An 18332-nucleotide genomic window follows, 5' to 3' on the forward strand; every position below is an offset into this window, starting at 1 on the left:
CATGCACCCGGCTACTGTCTATAGTCGTGAGGTGCCTGCAATGAAAGGAATGCAGTGCTTCGCACCCATACCAATGGCGAGCTCACCGCCGCCAACATCGGAGAAACCGTAACCCTCACCGGCTGGGTAGCTCGTCGTCGTGACCACGGCGGCGTAGCTTTCGTCGATTTGCGTGATCGCGCGGGCGTCACCCAGTGCGTGTTTCATAACGAAGATGATTTTGAACACCTACGCAATGAATACGTTCTGCGTGTAACCGGTCAGGTGACCAAGCGCCCTGAGGGAAATGAAAACCCGAATCTTGCAACCGGTGAAATTGAGGTTGAAGTTTCTGCGGTTGAGGTTCTCAATACTGCAGCACCGCTTCCATTCCAGATTGACGAGCATGTTGAGGTTGGTGAAGAGGCGCGTCTGCGCTACCGTTACCTTGACCTTCGCCGCCCCGAGCCTGCTCGCATCATGCGCCTGCGTTCCGACGCTAACCGCGCGGCACGCAACCTGCTTGCTGATGACGGTTATCTAGAGGTTGAAACTCCTACTCTTACCCGATCAACACCCGAAGGTGCCCGTGACTTCCTGGTTCCTGCGCGTTTGGCACCTGGTTCTTGGTACGCGTTGCCGCAGTCACCCCAGCTGTTTAAACAGCTCCTGCAGGTGGGCGGCATTGAAAAGTACTACCAGATTGCTCGATGCTACCGCGATGAGGACTTCCGCGCGGACCGTCAGCCTGAGTTCACTCAGCTCGATATTGAGGCATCCTTCGTAGATCAGGACGACATTATTGACCTGGGCGAACGCATTGTCGAGGCTGTCTGGAACCTGATTGATGTGCAGATTCCCCGTCCTATTCGCCGTATGACCTATACCGAAGCGATGGAGAAATACGGTACCGACAAGCCAGATCTGCGTTTTGGTCTTGAGCTGACCGAACTTACCGATTACTTTGCCAACACCACGTTCCGTGTGTTTAAGGCTCCCTACGTGGGCGCCGTGGTAATGCCCGGCGGCGCTTCTCAGCCGCGCCGCACCCTGGACGCATGGCAGGAATGGGCAAAGCAGCGCGGTGCGAAGGGTCTGGCCTATGTACTGGTGCAGGAAGACGGCGAACTGACTGGTCCTGTTGCGAAGAACATCACTGATGAGGAACGTACAGGTCTTGCTGCAGCAACCGGCGCCAACCCCGGGGACTGCATCTTCTTCGCCGCCGGTGAAGCTAAACAGGCGCGTGCTCTGCTGGGCGCTGCCCGTGTTGAGATCGGTCACCGTACCGGCCTTATCAAGGACGGCGAGTGGTCGTTCCTGTGGGTTGTGGATGCGCCTCTCTTCGAGTCTGCCGCAGAGGCCACCGAGTCAGGAGATGTCGCACTGGGGCACTCAGCATGGACTGCCGTGCACCACGCCTTTACAGCGCCAAAACCCGAGTTCTTGGATACCTTCGACAAGGACCCTGGTGCGGCGCTGGCATACGCCTACGATATCGTCTGCAATGGTAACGAGATCGGTGGCGGTTCTATCCGTATCCACCGCCGTGACGTACAGGAACGTGTTTTTGCAGTCATGGGAATTGGCGAGGAAGAAGCACAGGAGAAGTTCGGCTTCTTGCTGGACGCCTTCAAGTACGGCGCACCTCCGATGGGCGGTATCGCATTCGGATGGGATCGCATTATCTCGCTTCTTGCGGGGGTAGATTCAATTCGCGAGGTTATTGCCTTCCCGAAGACCGGTAACGGCTATGACCCGCTGACTGCCGCACCCGCGCCGATTACGCCGCAGCAGCGCAAGGAAGCAGGCGTTGATTTCAAGCCGAAGAAGAAGGATGAAGACGAGAAGTAGTTCTTACTTGAAAATTCCTGCGTGTGAGCGCTGAGAGGAAAGCGGGCTGTAGATACACCACGGTGTATATGCAGCCCGCTTTCGTCGTTTCGGTGCGCATTCGTGTATGGGTTAGCTATTCTGGAAAGAGTCCCCGTACGAAAGGCATGAACCTATGCGCATCCTCATGACAGGCGCCAGTGGCAGCGGCAAAACCACATTTGCCGGAAGACTTGGTGCGATTTTAGGCATACCGCATACCGAAATGGATTCTTTGCACTGGGGCGAGAACTGGACGCCCCGCCCCAGTTTTGAAGCAGATGTGGATGAGCTCGCGGCGCAGGATTCGTGGATTACAGAATGGCAGTATTCGCAGGTGCGTGAGCGTCTTCTAGAGTGTGCTGATACCGTCATTTACCTGCATTATCCGAGATGGTTTGTTGAGCAGCGGGTTATTCGAAGAACCCTGCACCGAGCAGTGACTCGTGAAGAACTTTGGGCTGGAAATACTGAGCCGCCTCTGTGGAGCGTTTTTACTGACCCCGAAAATATGATTCGCTATACCTGGAGCAGCTACCCTAAATATGCGCCTCTTATGGCCGAAGCACGCAGGAATCACCCTGACAAACGATATATCGAATTCCGAACACCCCGTGAAGCAGAGAAATTTTTGCAGGCGGTACAGCTTCGCGGAAGTATCTGAAAATTTTAGAAATACCGAAAGGCAGAGGCATTACCCATGCGAGTTATTTTGCAGCGTGTAAGCCGCGCATCCGTGCGTGTGGAGAATAAAATCGTTGGGGCGATTGAAGAAACCGGGTATCTTGCACTCGTCGGTATTACCCATGAGGACGGCGAGGCCCAACTGGCGAAAATGGCGGATAAGACCGCTAACCTGCGCCTTTTTGATGGCGAAAGATCCGCGCTTGAGGTTGATGCGCCCGTTCTCGCCGTTAGTCAATTCACGCTCTACGGAGATGCGAAAAAAGGCAGGCGCCCATCATGGTCGAAAGCGGCTCCGGGCGCTGTCAGCGAGCCGATTTTTGAGGCTTTTGTCCAGAAGCTCCGCGCTATCGGGCTCCGTGTTGAAACAGGAGTTTTCGGCGCCGATATGCAGGTTGAACTCGTTAATGACGGACCGGTAACCCTCATTCTCGATAGCGAAACCCTCTAGATACCGCATGTACGCACGGTAGAGTTGAAACATGGCAGATTCGCTTTTTGACCTTGACCTTCCAGACGACGAAGATCGCGTAAAATTTACGTCCGCACCGTCTTCACGTACCGCATCCCAAGCGCCCTTGGCAGTACGTATGCGCCCGCGTCACGTCGATGAAGTTTTTGGACAAGCCCATCTGCTGACCCCAGGGTCTCCGCTTCGTGTGCTTGCCGGTGCCGATAAATCTGGACCAGCAGGACCTTCGTCTGTTATTTTGTACGGCCCTCCCGGCACCGGGAAAACCACATTGGCGCATATCATCGCCCGTGCGCCGGGTCGTAAATTCGTCGAACTTTCCGCTATCACCGCCGGAGTTAAAGACGTTCGCGCCGTTATGGACCAAGCACTTTTAGACCGTGACATGTACGGCACCACAACAGTGCTTTTTCTTGACGAGATTCACCGGTTTACGAAGGCTCAACAAGATGCGCTGCTGCCCGGAGTCGAAAACCGCTGGGTTATTCTTGTGGCGGCAACGACGGAAAACCCCTCGTTCAGCGTGATTTCGCCTCTTCTTTCACGTTCACTTTTGCTTCGAGTTCATTCTTTGGAGCCAGCCGATATTGAGTCTTTAATCAACCGAGCGCTCGAAGACCCCCGCGGGTTCAACGGTGCTGCTGTGATTGATGAAGATGCTCGTGCCCACCTTGCCGCAGTATCCGGTGGCGATGCACGCCGCTCGCTAACTTCTTTAGAAGCCGCCGCTGCCATAGCCTTCAGTGAGCATGAACAGGTCGAATCCCCGGACGAGAAAGCGGAATCTGGGGGAGAGGTAAACCTTAGCAAGCCTGTGCGCATTACTCTGGCACATGCCCAGGAAGCCGTTGACCGTGCTGCCGTTCGCTACGATAAAAGCGGCGATCAGCACTACGACGTGATTAGCGCCTTCATTAAATCTATACGCGGTTCCGATGCTGATGCCGCCGTCCACTATCTAGCGCGCATGCTCGAAGGCGGCGAAGACCCACGCTTTGTGGCGCGGCGCATTATGATTGCGGCGAGTGAAGATATCGGTCTTGCCGATCCGCAGGCGCTTCAAGTAGCGACCGCCGCCGCCCAGTCAGTGGCGTTGGTCGGCATGCCAGAGGCGCGTATTATTCTGTCGCAGGCGGTGATCTACTGTGCCTTAGCGCCCAAATCAAATGCGGCATATGTGGCTATTAATAAGGCAATAGCGGATGTACGATCTGGGCTTTCGGGGCAGGTTCCAGCTCATCTTCGGGACGCCCACTATGCGGCCGCCGCCGATTTGGGTCACGGTGACGGATATATTTATGCGCACGATGAGCCGGGGCATGTGGCGGCTCAACAGTATTTGCCGGATACCTTGCGGGATAAGGTCTACTACGAGCCGACGCAGTATGGATTTGAACGAACCCTGGCTGAACGGCGCGAGCGTATCCGAGAAATTCTGAATCGAGCCGATAGCTAACCGAACAGAAAAGCGGTATGCACCACCTCGGCCGTGGTGTATACCGCTAGAGTGAGATGTGATAGATAAACTCCGAATGCGCACCAGACTCTTATGAGCCCGGAAGTCGGTCGCACATCCGGTGTACTGCCTTTATTCTATGACATGGTAAAGATTCGGTAAAGGAACTTCTGTCATAAAGTTTTGAGGGAGTGTCATAATGTGTTCTTGCGCATGGTTGAGAACACAAAATTTGTGCGGTACTCAGCTAGATTCTGAATGCGAACCACGGTAGACTTGATGGGTCTGGCAGTCTTGTTATACCCACTATATAGCGCAGTATATTGTGTTTTGGTTTAGGAATAACGCTGACGTAGTGCTGGGGTACTCTGCCCCAAACTCTCCGCCCCACCACCCGGTGCGGGTAAACCGAGGAGGCCAGCTCCAAAAAGATAAGAGCCCTTAGCGTGAATGCATAAGGGTTCTGCACTATGAAAGGTAATTGTGGCTAAAAATAACCGCACCCGCCGTACTGTGCGTCAGTCCCGTGCTTTGGGCATCGCACTGACCCCGAAGGCAGAAAAGTACCTTGAGCGCCGTCCTTACGGCCCCGGTCAGCATGGTCGTGCCCGCAAGAAGGCTGATTCTAACTATGCTACCCAGCTGAAGGAAAAGCAGCGTTTGCGCGCTCAGTACAACATTCGTGAGGCACAGATGCGCCGCGCATACCTTGAAGCAAAGCGTGTCGAGGGTCAGACCGGTAAGAACCTGGTTGAGCACCTTGAGACCCGTCTTGACGCTCTGGTTCTGCGTTCGGGCTTTGCTCGCACCATTGCACAGGCTCGTCAGATGGTTGTACACCGTCACATTATGGTTGACGGTGTGCGCGTGGATCGTCCTTCGTTCCGTGTTAAGCCCGGCCAGCTGATTCACGTTCACCCGAAGTCTGAGAAGACCACTCCTTTCCAGGTCGCAGCTGCGGGCGAGAACCAGGCAGTTCTGCCTGAGGTTCCGGCATACCTGAACGTCGAAATCGAGAAGCTGCACGCTAAGCTCGAACGCGCCCCCAAGCGCGAAGAGATCCCTGTGGTCTGCGATGAGCAGCTGGTTGTTGAGTACTACTCACGCCTAGCATAATCTCGAATTTTCGAGAAGGGTAACCCCTACCTACGGTTCGGCTGTAGGAGGGGTTATTTTTATTGCATAATGTCTTGTGAGCTATTACCGGTTTAAAGACGGTAGAACATTTTATTGAAGGTGTTTACTTGCTTCGGAACCCAAAATTCAGGTCGGTGGTGTATGACTAACCTGAGGATTATTCCTTGATGTTGCATCTTATGCATGTCTTATAGAGTTTGATGAGGGTAATAAACGTGGAATCTGAACTGTAACGAGATGCCGCAGGAAGTGTAAATTTTTTATAAAACCCCTGGTAGAGCTGTATATTTTGACGACAAGCGGCGTTCAAAATGGGCATGCACAAGGTTTTTCATTTATGATGGAGTAAGCCGTGGGTACGGTTTTTCTGTGTGCTCGCTTCAAAACTCGTTTCTCGCGGGCGCCCACTGTGTTTTACTGGTTGATATAGGAAAGAGGTCGTGATGAGTGGTGGAGACATTGCAGGTCTGATAGCTGCCGGTGTTTTCGCAATTCTTGTGGCGTTACTTGCTTTACCTATTATTCGCCTGACTAAAGTTTTCGATGAACTTATCGTGACCATTCGTTCACTCAACCAGAGCACATCGCCTTTGATCGACGAAGTTACTAAAACAGTCGTTACCACGAATGAGCAGCTTGAGAAGGTAGACGGTATCACCTCTAACGTATCCGATGCTTCCGCGAACGTTTCTGCCCTGTCTTCTTTGGTGACCTCAACTGTGGGGCAGCCCCTTATTAAAGTTGCTTCGTTCTCATACGGTGTCCGTCAGGCATTCCGCGGTAAGAAGCCTGGTGACGACGATCGTGCAGCTGGTACTTCACAGGGAGGTGAACAGTAATTGGGTTTATTTCGGTCAGTTCTTCTTGTGGGAGCGGGCGCAGCGGTAGGCTATTTCGCGTCAAAACGTGCCAGCGCATCGCCCGAAAAGAAAACAGGCGCTCTTGTTCAGTACCAACAGGGTACACTCGCTCTTAACCCGGAGTCACAGGTGGGAAAGTTTTTCGATTCACCCGTTGGTAAGCCTCTTCAACCCTATGCGCTTAAAGCTGTCGAATTTGCTGCGCGTGTTCGTGAAGGCATGCAGGAAAAAGAAGCTGAACTTCATGCTAAAGTTGAGCGACAGAAACAGGATATACGTCCTGGTTCTATAGATACCTGGGACCGTCAGATGAGTGAGCAAGAAATTGCTTCCACAAATCGGGCTGCTGCCGAGCGGGAACTGCTCGACGTGGAATCGCGGATTGCCGCTACAGAGGAGGAACTTCGCTCCGCCCGCATCCAACGTGACCGAGAGCTGGGTGAAGATTTCTTTAACTAGCCGGTACTGTAACGTAGCCGTAATGACGGCATGACGAACTTGATAGATTTCGTAGAATTTCACACAGAATTGTCTAAGGAAAGCGATGCTCTCACAGGAAATTTCTAAGCGTTGGATCGAATTTTTCGAGAAGCGCGGACATACCGTGGTGCCTTCTGCATCACTCATCTCAAACGAACCCGGTGCCATGTTTACCATTGCGGGTATGGTGCCATTTATCCCTTATTTTCTTGGACGAGAGACTCCTCCGTTCTCGCGTGCAACAAGCGTTCAGAAGTGTATTCGTACCCTAGATATTGAAGAGGTAGGTAAGACCGCCCGTCATGGTACCTTTTTCCAGATGGCGGGTAACTTCTCATTTGGCGATTATTTCAAAGAGCAAGCTATTCCTTTCGCCTATGAACTACTCACCGCTAGTCAGGATGAAGGCGGTTACGGGTTGGACCCGGAACGTCTGTGGGTGACCATTTACGAAGGAGACAACGAAGCCTTCGACGTATGGACTAAAACCGTAGGATTCCCCAAAGAACGTATCCAACGCATGGGCATGAAGGAAAACTACTGGTCTACAGGTCAGCCTGGTCCTGCAGGCCCCGATTCCGAAATTTTCTATGACCGCGGACCCGCATACGGCAAAGAAGGCGGTCCGGCGGTAGACGACGATCGCTATATTGAGATCTGGAACCTTGTGTTTATGCAGTATCAGCGTGGTGAAGGGATCGGTAAGGAAGACTTCGAGATTCTGGGTGAATTGCCCAAGAAGAATATCGATACCGGTTTAGGCGTTGAGCGTTTGGCGATGCTTCTGCAGGGTGTTGAAAACTTCTACGAAACCGATCAGGTGCGCCCGGTACTTGACGCCGCTTCGAAGCTCTCCGGGAAGAAATACCACGGCTCTGAATCGCCCGAAGACCCGGGGTATGAAGACGATGTGCGCATGCGTGTGGTGGCTGACCATATTCGCTCTTCTCTCATGCTGATTGCCGATGGTGTGACTCCCTCCAACGAAGGACGCGGCTATATTCTACGCCGCCTGATGCGCCGCGCTATTCGTGCGATGCGTCTGCTGGGCGTTACTGAACCGTGCCTGCCTATCCTATTCCCCGCTTCTCGCGATGCGATGGCTGGTGCTTTCCCCTACGTGGCGGATGATTTCGAGCGTATTTCCCGCATCGCTTATGCCGAGGAAAAGGCATTCTTGCATACGATTGAAACCGGCACCGAGCGTTTGGAAGAAGCCGTTGCTACGGCCAAGAAAGACGGCTCAAACTCTGTTTCTGGGGCAGAAGCATTTGCGCTGCACGATACCTACGGATTCCCAATCGACCTGACCCTTGAAATGGCCGCTGAAGCAGGCGTAAAGGTTGATGAGAAGGCGTTCCGCGAACTGATGGCTGAGCAGCGCCAACGGGCTCAAGCTGATGCTAAGGCTAAAAAAGGCTCCTTTGCAGATCTCTCTGAGCTTCGTAAGCTCGTGGATGAACGTGGTTCTATCTTTACCGGGTACACAGAACTTCGTACCGAAACTCATCTTCGTGCTTTGCTGAAGGACGGGGTTTCCGTTCCTGTAGCCAAAGCGGGCGATAAGATCGAGGTCGTTTTGGACGAAACCCCATTCTATGCGGAGGGCGGCGGACAGGCTGCCGATACCGGCGTGATTACTGGAAACGGTTTCGTGATTGATGTTCAGGACGTGCAGCAACCCGTCAAGGGTTTGAGCGTTCACCGCGCCGTTGTTCGTGAAGGTGAAGCGCATCCGGGCGCTGAGGTTGTGGCGCAGGTTGATGTGCAGCGTCGCCGAGACGGTGAGAAAGCACATTCGGGTACCCATATTGTTCATGCGGCTTTGCACCAGGTATTGGGTAATGAGGCAACTCAGCGTGGTTCCTTCAATAAGGAAGGCTACCTGCGTTTTGACTTCGCATGGGGTGAGAGCCTATCTGACTCCGCTAAGCGTGAAGTCGAAGAGGTAGCAAACCTCGCTATCCGGGATAATCACGAAGTTATCGCGCGTGAGATGCCTCTTGCCGAGGCTAAAGCCCTAGGCGCTATGAGCCTCTTCGGCGAGAAGTACGGCAACATTGTGCGTATGGTCGAAATCGGTGGAGAGTTTTCGCGTGAGCTTTGTGGCGGTACCCACGTAGGAACTTCATCTGAAATTGGTTCTCTGACTCTGCTCACCGAACAGTCTGTGGGCTCGGGTAACCGCCGCGTTGAGGCACTGGTTGGCATGAATTCTTTCGAGCATCTTGCCGCTGAGCGTACCCTAGTCAATCAGCTGACCAGCATGATGAAAGTGCAATCCTCGTCCGAGCTACCCGAGAAAATCAACCAGACGTTGGCGAAACTAAAGTCAGCTGAGAAAGAACTTGAAAAACTGCGCCGCGAGAAACTGCAGGCTGAGGCTGGTAAGCTTTTAGAAAACGCGCAAACCATCGGCGGTGTACGAGTTCTTACACATCATGCGGGAGAGCTGGACGCCAACGGTGTTCGTTCGCTAGCGTTAGATTTACGTTCACGCTTCGGCTCTGAAGCTGCCGTTGTGGCGGTGACTGGCGTGGCCAATGGTCGCCCGGTTATTCTTGTCGCCACAAATGAAGGTGCCCGTGAAGCTGGCATTAAAGCCGGTGCCTTGGTGCGACTCGCAGCAAGTGTACTCGGCGGCGGTGGCGGCGGTAAAGACGATGTTGCACAGGGTGGCGGACAGGATGCTTCGAAGGTTTCAGAAGCACTGGATGCTATCCGCAACGCGATAGCGCAGGCATAACTTGACTGAATTTCAACGAGGAGTACGGATGGGTGTTGACGTGGGTAATGCCCGCGTTGGCACGTCATTGAGCGACCCAGACGGCATTCTGGCGACTCCGCTCAAGACACTCCGTCGTGACAGCAAGAAGAACTCGGACCGTCGAGTTCTCCGCAAACTTGTGGAGGTTAACGACGTGAAAGAGATCTTTGTGGGGCTTCCCAAAACCATGCGGGGAGGAGAGTCGGACTCCACCCGCATGGCACGGGATTACGCCCACGCTTTGCGCTCCGAATTGGATGCAGAAGGAAATACACACATCAACATTTGGCTGGTCGATGAGCGTCTCACCACAGTGAGCGCGCATCGTTCCCTCCACGAGGCTGGTGTATCCAGCCGAAATTTCAAGACTATGGTTGACCAGGTTGCTGCTGTTAACATATTGCAGTACAGTCTGGATGCTCTTAAAGCTGGGCAAGCTGTCGCTGGATATCTGGTGCATGAATCACCTCGCGAAGATTCCCATCTGCAAGAGACTATAGACGGCCCCGTCAACGAAACGGAGAACCTTCAGTGACCGAAGAACCTACAAAACAGCGGACGCGAGAGAGTAGCTTAAGCGAGCTTCTCAGTCCGACACTCGCCGAAAGCCAGGCCGGCATTCGCGGTATCACCCTTGAGGATGAGGTGGTAACCGCTAGGGAGTTACGTGCGCGTAAGCGTCGCCGCCACACCATCATGGCAACAGCTTTGAGCGTCTTTGCCGTGGTACTTATTGTGCTCGGGGTGGTCTTCGTACAGCGTTACGACATTAACCCCTTCAAAAATCGTGACTATTCGGGGTCGGGAAATGGCGAGCCGGTAAGCTTCACGATTGAGCAGGGTGAGAGTACCGCGCAGATTGCGCAGGCGCTCAAAGAAAAAGACATTATCGCCGATCCCGGCAAGTTTATTGACGTGTACCAGAAAGAGGCTAACGGTAAAACTCTTAAAGCTGGTACCTATGAGTTGCAGAAGCAAATGAGCAGCTCTTCGGTCGTGAAGAACCTGGTAGATAGCGATAATAATATTTTCTATATCGCGGTTCAGCAGGGTAAGCGTATGAACGAGACGGTCGATATTATCGCTAAAGCTACCGAAGGCAAGATAAGCCGTCGCGATATTGAAGCTGCCATGTCTCACCCCGAAGAATACGGTATCCCGAAGAACTTCCCCTCAATGGAAGGCTGGCTGCACCCGGGCGAATACCGAATTCCGAAGGAAGGGACCGACGCCAAGAAAATCATTGAGGCTATGGTTTCGCGAACAAAGGCTGATCTGCAGGAAGCAGGAGTTAGCGGAGACCAACGAACCTTTGAGGTTCTGACTAAGGCTTCTATCGTGGAGCTTGAAGCACAGCCTAAGGACTATGTGGCCGTTGCGGGCATTATCAATAACCGCCTCAATAACCCCAAGGGTGAGACTAATGGTTTGATTCAGTCCGACGCTACCGTGACCTATGGCTTGGGTGTACGTTCATATCACCTCACGGAAGAGCAAAAGGCTGATAAGAATAATAAGTACAACACCTATGCAAATACGGGGCTGCCTGCAGGCCCGATTGCATCGCCAGGGTTGTCCTCAATCAAAGCGGTAGCAAATCCCGAGAACAACCCGTACTACTACTGGGTAACGGTTGACCTTGATACGGGTGAGACGAAGTACTCGCGCACCTACAAGGAACACCAGAAGTACGTTGACGAGTACAACCAGTGGTGTGAGGAACACTCAGGTCGCTGTAAGTAAGATACTGCGTGGTCAGTACGAGGCACCGTATTTGTAGGTTCTGTACGGTTCTTCGTAAGACGGAATGGATGTTCCTTCCACTAAACTGGAAGGAGCATCCGTTTCGTTTATGTGTGTAAACTGACGGACAACCTAAATGGCATCGCGTGGGAAGGGAATACCATGACTAAAGCAGCGGCAGCACGACGAGCCTATGTGCTGGGCCATCCTATAGCGCATTCGCTCTCGCCAGTTTTACATACCGCTGCGTACCAGGTACTCAAAGAGAACATTACGTATGCCCGTCGTGACACACTCTCCGCGGATCTTCCGGCTCTCATGGACGAGGCAGAGGCTGGAGAAGCAATCTGCGGGTTTTCGGTCACGATGCCGCTTAAGACCGATATTATTCGGTATCTGCACTCAACAACCGCATTGGCTCGGGTGACTGGGGCGGTTAACACCGTTTTCTGGAGAAAGACAGAAGATACCGAAGCGCCGTTGCCGCATGGCCATAATACAGATGTCGGCGGCATCGTCAATGCACTTCTACATGCTGGGCTTGAAACTCACCAAGCAACAACACAACCGGCTATCCTGGGCGGCGGGGCAACCGCTATTTCTGCTCTAGCCGCCTTACATCGTTTGGGGTACACTCGTGTGACGGTGTACGCGCGTTCACTGCATAAGCTCTCTGCCATATATGACGCAGCAAAACGTCTGAGTCTTGAGGTCCAGGCAGAGCCTCTTACCCGGTTTCCGGAAGACTGCGCCGCGTATTACCCGGTGATCTCGACTCTCCCCGCTCATGCTGCAGATGATTTTACTGAAAACATACACAAGGTCTACCCGTACGCTGTTCTACTGGATGTAGCTTATGATCCGTGGCCGTCTCAGCTAGCGCAGATTTGGGAGCGGCGCGGCGGGTGCGTCGTATCAGGCCTTGAAATGCTTCTCTATCAGGCTCTCGACCAGGTGCGCGTTTTTACCGGGCATGCTACAGATCAGCGTCTCCCGCACGAGCTTGATGTGCTCAATGCGATGTGTGCCGCTGTCAATCTTGCTCCGCGTGAACAGCTTCCTGACATTGTGCGCTAAAAGAGACGTTAGAATTTATATACAGATTCAAACTTTGACGGTGCCGGAACTCTCAGGACGGCAAAACGGAGATGAGGAAATACATGGAGCTACGTTGGCTGACCGCGGGGGAGTCTCACGGTGAAGCGTTGGTCGGTATTATCGAAGGAGTCCCCGCCGGCGTGGAGCTTACCAGCAAGATGGTGCGTGATGCGCTGGCTCGCCGCCGTCTAGGGTACGGCCGCGGCGCTCGTATGAAGTTTGAAGAAGATAAAGTGCGTATTCTGGGCGGGGTACGGCACGGCCTGACGCAGGGTGGCCCCGTAGCACTTGAAATCGCGAATACTGAATGGCCTAAATGGGTTGATGTCATGAGCTCAGATCCGGTAGATCCCGCACTTATTGAAGGGCGTGCCCGCAATGCTGCCCTGACACGCCCGCGCCCCGGTCACGCGGATTTTACGGGTATGCAGAAATACAACTTTTCGGAGGCTCGTCCTGTTCTTGAGCGCGCATCGGCACGTGAAACCGCGACTCGGGTAGCTCTAGGCGTGGTCGCCGCTCAGGTTTTAAAAGCACTCGGTGTTGAGCTTGTATCGCATACTGTTGCAGTGGGCGGCGTACATGCGCCCGATGGAGCATCGGTGCCTGCTCCCTGTGATGTTGCTGCTCTTGATGCTGATCCTCTTCGGTGCTTCGATAAAGCTACTTCAGATGCTATGGTCGCCCGGGTTGATGAGGCGCACAAAGATGGAGAAACACTTGGCGGTGTCGTCGAGGTTTTGGCTTATGGTATGCCCCCAGGACTCGGGTCATATGTGCATTGGGACCGTCGTCTGGATGCCCGCCTTGCCGCGGCCCTGATGGGGATTCAAGCTATTAAGGGTGTCGAAGTTGGCGATGGCTTTGCGACTGCCGACCGTCCTGGTACCGCCGCACACGATGAGATTTCGGTCGGTGAACATGGCGTAACTCGTGATACGAACCGAGCCGGCGGCATTGAAGGCGGTATGAGTATAGGCGATCTTGTGCGTGTTCGTGCCGCTATGAAGCCTATCGCTACCGTTCCCAAGGCACTCAAAACTATTGATACTTCAACCGGGGAACCCGCGAAGGCGCATCATCAGCGATCTGATGTGTGTGCTGTACCAGCCGCCGGTGTGGTGGCGGAGGCTATGGTCACCCTTGTACTCGCACAGGCAGCACTGGAGAAATTCGGTGGCGATTCCATCAGCGAGACACGTCGAAATATGGACTCTTATCTGGCAGAGATTCCCGAATCGTTGGCTTGGGAATCTAATGTTGCGGGATGGGATTCCTAGACTGTGGCTGCTGAGGAGCCAGCGCCTTCCGGGCGCCCATCGTCGGAGGCGAACCCTTTCTCTCGCATAGCGGAAGCAGCGCGCCGTGCCCGAGAGGGGAATGCATCGCGCCCGCAGTCAAAGCTTTCGGAACCTGAGGAGAACACGGCTGAACAACATGAGGTAGGCCCACACACTCAAGAACTTCATTCTGCTCGCAAAGCGGCTGTTCCCAGCCCACTCACGGTTTTTGGGAAAGCTTCCCCGAGCGCTACGTCGAAGGTACGGATATATGCTTCATCTGATTCGGATACACCCGCTCCTCTCGCTTCAAGCGTTTTTCGTGAAAAATTGGCGGGCTTTACTGTAGAGCCTCATAAATCCCAGGACGAACAGGGGAGTCCTCAAGTTCCTGAAGAGTCTGAAGTATTGGAGACGAGCAAGGCTGCACGCGGTCAGCAATCAGAAACTATACCGACGCCCGCAATTTTCGCACGCCCGCGCATCGTTGCGGAACAGGCATCACGTAAAAATGAGGACTTGGAACGGGCGCCTGTGTCTGAACAGCCGCATGAATCCGCAAGTTTTGCCGCGATTACAGCGCGTATGGCACGGGCTGCACACCTGAGGCACAGCGTTGCTAGTTTAGAATCAGAGCGCGAAAGCATCTCTAAGGAGAAAAGCGAGGAAAATACCCTTCGCATACATCCGCAGCAGGTACGTGAGCTTCAGGAAGAATTTGCCGAACGTGCCCGTCCGGTAGTTCTCATCGGTCCTATGGCGGCGGGAAAAACCTATATTGGCACCCATTTTGCACGGTTTTACGGCTATGAATTTCTTGACGCCGACCAGCTGATTGTGGAACGTTATGGTGAGGTATCTGAGATTTTTGAAATCTTTGGTGAAGCCTATTTTCGGGAACTTGAACGCAAGACTATTGAAGAGGTGCTGACCTCGCCAACCTATCGCAACACAGTTTTTTCACTGGGTGGCGGTGCCCCTATGACTGATGCGGTTGCTGACCTTTTGCGTGACGAATGCGTGGTTTACATTCTGGTCGATGTAGATACGGTTGAGCCGCGCATTACCGGCAATAAAACCCGCCCGCTTCTAGAACCTAACCCGGTAGAGCGCTGGTCTGAGATTTTTGAGCATAGGCAGCATCGGTACGAGGAACTTGCACAGCATACTTTGGATGCGCGTGGAGAAAAAAATATTAGCGTTATGACCGCCGAAATTCAGAACTTCGTTCTTGCCTTCCGAAAGGAACACTCTCATGATTGAACAGTCACATCACGCCGCTGAGTCCGAAACCTCTGTAGCTCCAACTTTCGGAGCTTCCGGTGAGGAAGACATTACCTATATACCCGTCACAGGAAGCTCACCACGCGAGAACTACGATGTTCTGGTGGGGCATAATTTGCTTAAGAAAATCCCCGATATTCTAGGTAACACAGCGCATAAAATCTTGGTGATCCACCCGCGCGCCCTACGGGCTACCGGCGAGCTTGTTATGGAAGATCTGCGTAAAGTTGGCTACGAGTCTTTTAGCGCTGAAATTCCTGATGCTGAAGAAGCTAAGCACCATCAAGTGGCCGCATTTTGCTGGCAGGTTTTAGGCCAGAACGACTTTACACGCACGGATGCAATTATTTCAGTGGGCGGCGGAGCCATTACTGATGTTGCCGGTTTTGTGGCGGCAACCTGGCTGCGCGGGGTACGTGTGATTCACATTCCGACCACTCTTCTTGGCATGGTCGATGCCGCTGTGGGAGGAAAAACAGGTATTAACACCGCCGAGGGAAAGAATCTTGTGGGGGCATTTTGGCCACCTTCTGCAGTGCTCTGCGAGATTGGTACGCTGCGTACCTTGCCGGAGCATGAGCTTTTAACAGGTATGGCGGAGGTCGTAAAGTGTGGGTTCATTGCTGACCCACAGATTCTTGACATTATTGAGGCTAACCCAGAAAAGATTCGGGATTCTCAGTCGTCAATAGTGCGTGACCTGATTGAGCGTGCCGTTCGGGTGAAAGCGGAGGTTGTTTCCGAAGATCTACGCGAATCCGGTCGCCGCGAAATTCTCAATTACGGGCATACCTTAGGGCACGCTATTGAACGTGCCGAGCGATACCAGTGGCGCCACGGCGCAGCCGTTGCGGTGGGGATGGTGTATGCAGCCGAGCTCGCGCTTGCCGCTGGGTATCTTAATGAAACAATTGTTGATCGCACCCGTGCCATTCTCAAATCTTTGAATCTTCCAGTGGGTTACCGGGGGGATCGCTGGAAAGAACTTCTCGAAACTATGCGCCGGGATAAAAAAGCGCGCGGCTCGCTTCTGCGTTTTATCGTTTTGGAAGAACTGGGTAAACCGCGTGTTTATGAGGTTCCCGATGACTCCATCCTGTATATGACATACCAAGAAATCGCCGAATAACTTTAGGTGCTTTTACAGGGGGGGTACCCATGTCTAGGCACTCAAACATGCAGAACGTGATAGGAGTTTTACGTAGATATGTCATAGTAGCGGTGCCATAGTGTAAACTAAAGGGCGACATTATTTGCTCATTGATAACTTAGCGCCTGCGGCAACACGCATCGTGTTGTGTGTAAGCGTCGACAATACGAAGGAGAGCCGTATGGCATCTACCACTGATATTAAAAACGGTGCAATCCTCAAGATTGATGGCGGTCTGTGGTCCGTTGTTGAGTTCCAGCATGTAAAGCCCGGTAAGGGTGGCGCGTTTGTGCGTACCAAGTTGCGTAACGTAACCTCCGGTAAGGTTGTCGACCGCACTTTCAATGCTGGCGCTAAGATTGAGACTGCTACTGTTGATCGTTCCGACTATCAGTATCTCTACCAGGACGGTGAAGACTACGTCTTCATGGATCTGAAGACCTATGATCAGATTAACGTTCCTGCAGCTGTGGTGGGCGATGCTGCTAACTACATGCTGGAGTCGCAGACCGCGACTGTAGCCCTCTATGAGGGTACTCCGCTATATGTTGAGCTTCCTGCCTCTGTTGTTCTTGAAATTACCTACACCGAGCCTGGCCTGCAGGGTGACCGTTCCACTGGCGGCAATAAGCCTGCAACCCTTGAGACCGGCTATGAAATTCAGGTTCCACTATTCCTGGAGACAGGTACCAAGGTGAAGGTTGATACCCGTACCGGCGATTACCTGGGCCGTGTTAACGACTAATGAACTCTCGTACCAAAGCCCGCTTACGTGCCGTCGAGGTACTTTTTGAAGCCGATCAGCGTCAAGAAGACATTATTGATGTGCTGAAGCGACGCCGTCTGCATACTGCCGCTCAGATCTCGGCCTATGCCGAAGAGATCGTGCGCGGCGTACGTGATCATGATGACGAGATTCGAGAATACCTTGAGACCTATGCGCGTGACTGGTCGTTTGAGCGTATGCCAGCTGTCGACCGCGTAATTTTGCGGATCGGCGCGTGGGAACTTCTCTATAATGATGATGTTCCGGATGCGGTTGCTATCTCGGAGGCAACCGGTTTGGCGCGTGTGCTCTCTACAAACGATTCACCGAAATTTGTTAACGGTCTTTTGGATAAGCTGCGCCAGGTAAAACCGACTCTGCTTGCTTAAATGGCTCAGTTATAAAGCCGCCTCAAACCCCTGCTTTTTAGGGGTTTGAGGCGGCTTTTAGTATAACGGATCAAGCCGGGTTATGCATAGAACCCGAGCTGACGTTTAGCCTCTTCAAAAAGTTCGCTGCCCTCATGGGTGTACCGAGTATTGCGATGCTGCGTAGAAGCGAGATTATTAGCAGCAAGGTTAGACCCTTCACGTACGTGCAGTAGGAACTTGAGCCAGTGTTGTGTGCGCATCATATGAAGCACAACGCTCATATCACGGTCTGAGGACGGATCGGGCCAACGATTAGAACGCATACGCATAGCAATCATGGCACAGAGGTAACGGCAGTCTTGAATGGCGGGATCGAGCTCAAATGATATGCCGGATACCGTGGTGATTTTAAGAGCGGTTTCAAACTTATTGTAGGTAAATGTATAGGCATCAATATCAGCGTAGTCAAGAGTGATAACGCCCTCGCCAAGCCGGGATCTCATAAACTCGTATAGCCTGAACTCAACGTAGGATCGGCGGTAGTACCAGATGAAGATAAGAGTGCATAGAACAACGACGCTCAGTAGGACAGTAGCGATAGTGTCAAAAGAGGAAGATACCCAAATCCATGCCATGATGAGAGTACATAGTCCGAAGAGGACTGCACCGATAACCGAGAAGTATGAGTTGCGTTGAGTCTCTCCAAGAGTATGCCGAATCACCTGAGTGGAAGAAGCGAAGCCAAGCTCCATAAGCTGCCGGGTGCGCATTCGGTTGCGGCGCTTAAAGTAGCGGTGCGCCACGAAAACGATAGGGGCTGCAAGAATCCCAAAGATAATTCTTACCAGGCCCTCAAAGAGATCTTCCATGATGCAGTCCTCGGTGTGGTTGTACTATCGGTAATGCTTTTACTAGCATAATGGACTCTCGACG

General features: G+C 53.0%; 17 protein-coding genes. 16 read left to right on the forward strand and 1 reads right to left on the reverse strand.

All coding sequences use genetic code 11. From position 1 onward, the window contains the following. The first annotated feature begins 54 nt into the window (after positions 1-54). The 16 genes from aspS (at position 55) to nusB (ending at position 17417) form a co-directional block, all read left to right on the forward strand. Positions 55-1833: an aspartate--tRNA ligase gene (aspS, locus tag HMPREF2958_RS08675; protein WP_070697677.1), complete on the forward strand. Its 1779-nt coding sequence runs from the start codon at positions 55-57 to the stop codon at positions 1831-1833. A 154-nt stretch (positions 1834-1987) separates the two neighbouring features. After that, on the forward strand, positions 1988-2515 hold the full coding sequence (locus HMPREF2958_RS08680) for a P-loop NTPase family protein (RefSeq protein ID WP_070697678.1): 528 nt from the start codon (positions 1988-1990) through the stop codon (positions 2513-2515). Between the two features lie 36 nt (positions 2516-2551). Further along, positions 2552-2986 (forward strand): D-aminoacyl-tRNA deacylase, encoded by a 435-nt coding sequence (dtd, locus tag HMPREF2958_RS08685; protein WP_070697679.1) that lies wholly within the window; start codon positions 2552-2554, stop codon positions 2984-2986. A 31-nt stretch (positions 2987-3017) separates the two neighbouring features. Next, complete coding sequence (locus tag HMPREF2958_RS08690) at positions 3018-4463, forward strand: replication-associated recombination protein A (RefSeq protein WP_070697680.1); 1446 nt, start codon at positions 3018-3020, stop codon at positions 4461-4463. Between the two features lie 483 nt (positions 4464-4946). Beyond that, entirely contained in the window at positions 4947-5579 is a 633-nt protein-coding gene (gene rpsD / locus HMPREF2958_RS08695; protein WP_004004741.1) for a 30S ribosomal protein S4, read from the forward strand. A 464-nt stretch (positions 5580-6043) separates the two neighbouring features. Next, positions 6044-6439: a DUF948 domain-containing protein gene (locus tag HMPREF2958_RS08700; RefSeq protein ID WP_004004740.1), complete on the forward strand. Its 396-nt coding sequence runs from the start codon at positions 6044-6046 to the stop codon at positions 6437-6439. Further along, positions 6440-6919, forward strand: a complete 480-nt coding sequence (locus tag HMPREF2958_RS08705; protein WP_004004738.1) for a hypothetical protein — start codon at positions 6440-6442, stop codon at positions 6917-6919. 85 nt (positions 6920-7004) lie between these two features. Then, complete coding sequence (gene alaS / locus HMPREF2958_RS08710; protein ID WP_070697682.1) at positions 7005-9686, forward strand: alanine--tRNA ligase; 2682 nt, start codon at positions 7005-7007, stop codon at positions 9684-9686. A 28-nt stretch (positions 9687-9714) separates the two neighbouring features. After that, a complete protein-coding gene (gene ruvX, locus HMPREF2958_RS08715; protein ID WP_013399125.1) occupies positions 9715-10242 on the forward strand; it encodes a Holliday junction resolvase RuvX in 528 nt (175 codons plus the stop codon). Further along, a complete protein-coding gene (gene mltG / locus HMPREF2958_RS08720) occupies positions 10239-11450 on the forward strand; it encodes an endolytic transglycosylase MltG (protein WP_004004734.1) in 1212 nt (403 codons plus the stop codon). The genes ruvX and mltG overlap by 4 nt, the downstream gene beginning before the upstream one ends. Positions 11451-11612: 162 nt before the next feature. Beyond that, complete coding sequence (locus HMPREF2958_RS08725) at positions 11613-12527, forward strand: shikimate dehydrogenase family protein (RefSeq protein ID WP_041321794.1); 915 nt, start codon at positions 11613-11615, stop codon at positions 12525-12527. 83 nt (positions 12528-12610) lie between these two features. Further along, a complete protein-coding gene (aroC, locus tag HMPREF2958_RS08730) occupies positions 12611-13828 on the forward strand; it encodes a chorismate synthase (protein ID WP_070697684.1) in 1218 nt (405 codons plus the stop codon). 3 nt (positions 13829-13831) lie between these two features. Next, entirely contained in the window at positions 13832-15091 is a 1260-nt protein-coding gene (locus HMPREF2958_RS08735) for a shikimate kinase (RefSeq protein ID WP_246828098.1), read from the forward strand. Then, a complete protein-coding gene (aroB, locus tag HMPREF2958_RS08740; protein ID WP_070697686.1) occupies positions 15084-16241 on the forward strand; it encodes a 3-dehydroquinate synthase in 1158 nt (385 codons plus the stop codon). Before HMPREF2958_RS08735 ends, aroB begins: the two co-directional genes overlap by 8 nt. A gap of 202 nt (positions 16242-16443) precedes the next feature. After that, complete coding sequence (gene efp / locus HMPREF2958_RS08745) at positions 16444-17007, forward strand: elongation factor P (protein WP_004004729.1); 564 nt, start codon at positions 16444-16446, stop codon at positions 17005-17007. Beyond that, positions 17007-17417, forward strand: coding sequence for a transcription antitermination factor NusB (nusB, locus tag HMPREF2958_RS08750; protein WP_070620445.1), 411 nt, complete (start codon positions 17007-17009; stop codon positions 17415-17417). The genes efp and nusB overlap by 1 nt, the downstream gene beginning before the upstream one ends. An 80-nt stretch (positions 17418-17497) precedes the next feature. On the opposite strand, the gene HMPREF2958_RS08755 is transcribed toward nusB, so the two are convergent. Beyond that, on the reverse strand, positions 17498-18268 hold the full coding sequence (locus HMPREF2958_RS08755) for a hypothetical protein (protein ID WP_070697688.1): 771 nt from the start codon (positions 18266-18268) through the stop codon (positions 17498-17500). Positions 18269-18332 lie beyond the last annotated feature (64 nt).

Source organism: Rothia sp. HMSC036D11 (assembly GCF_001814205.1).
GTDB classification, from domain to species: domain Bacteria; phylum Actinomycetota; class Actinomycetes; order Actinomycetales; family Micrococcaceae; genus Rothia; species Rothia dentocariosa.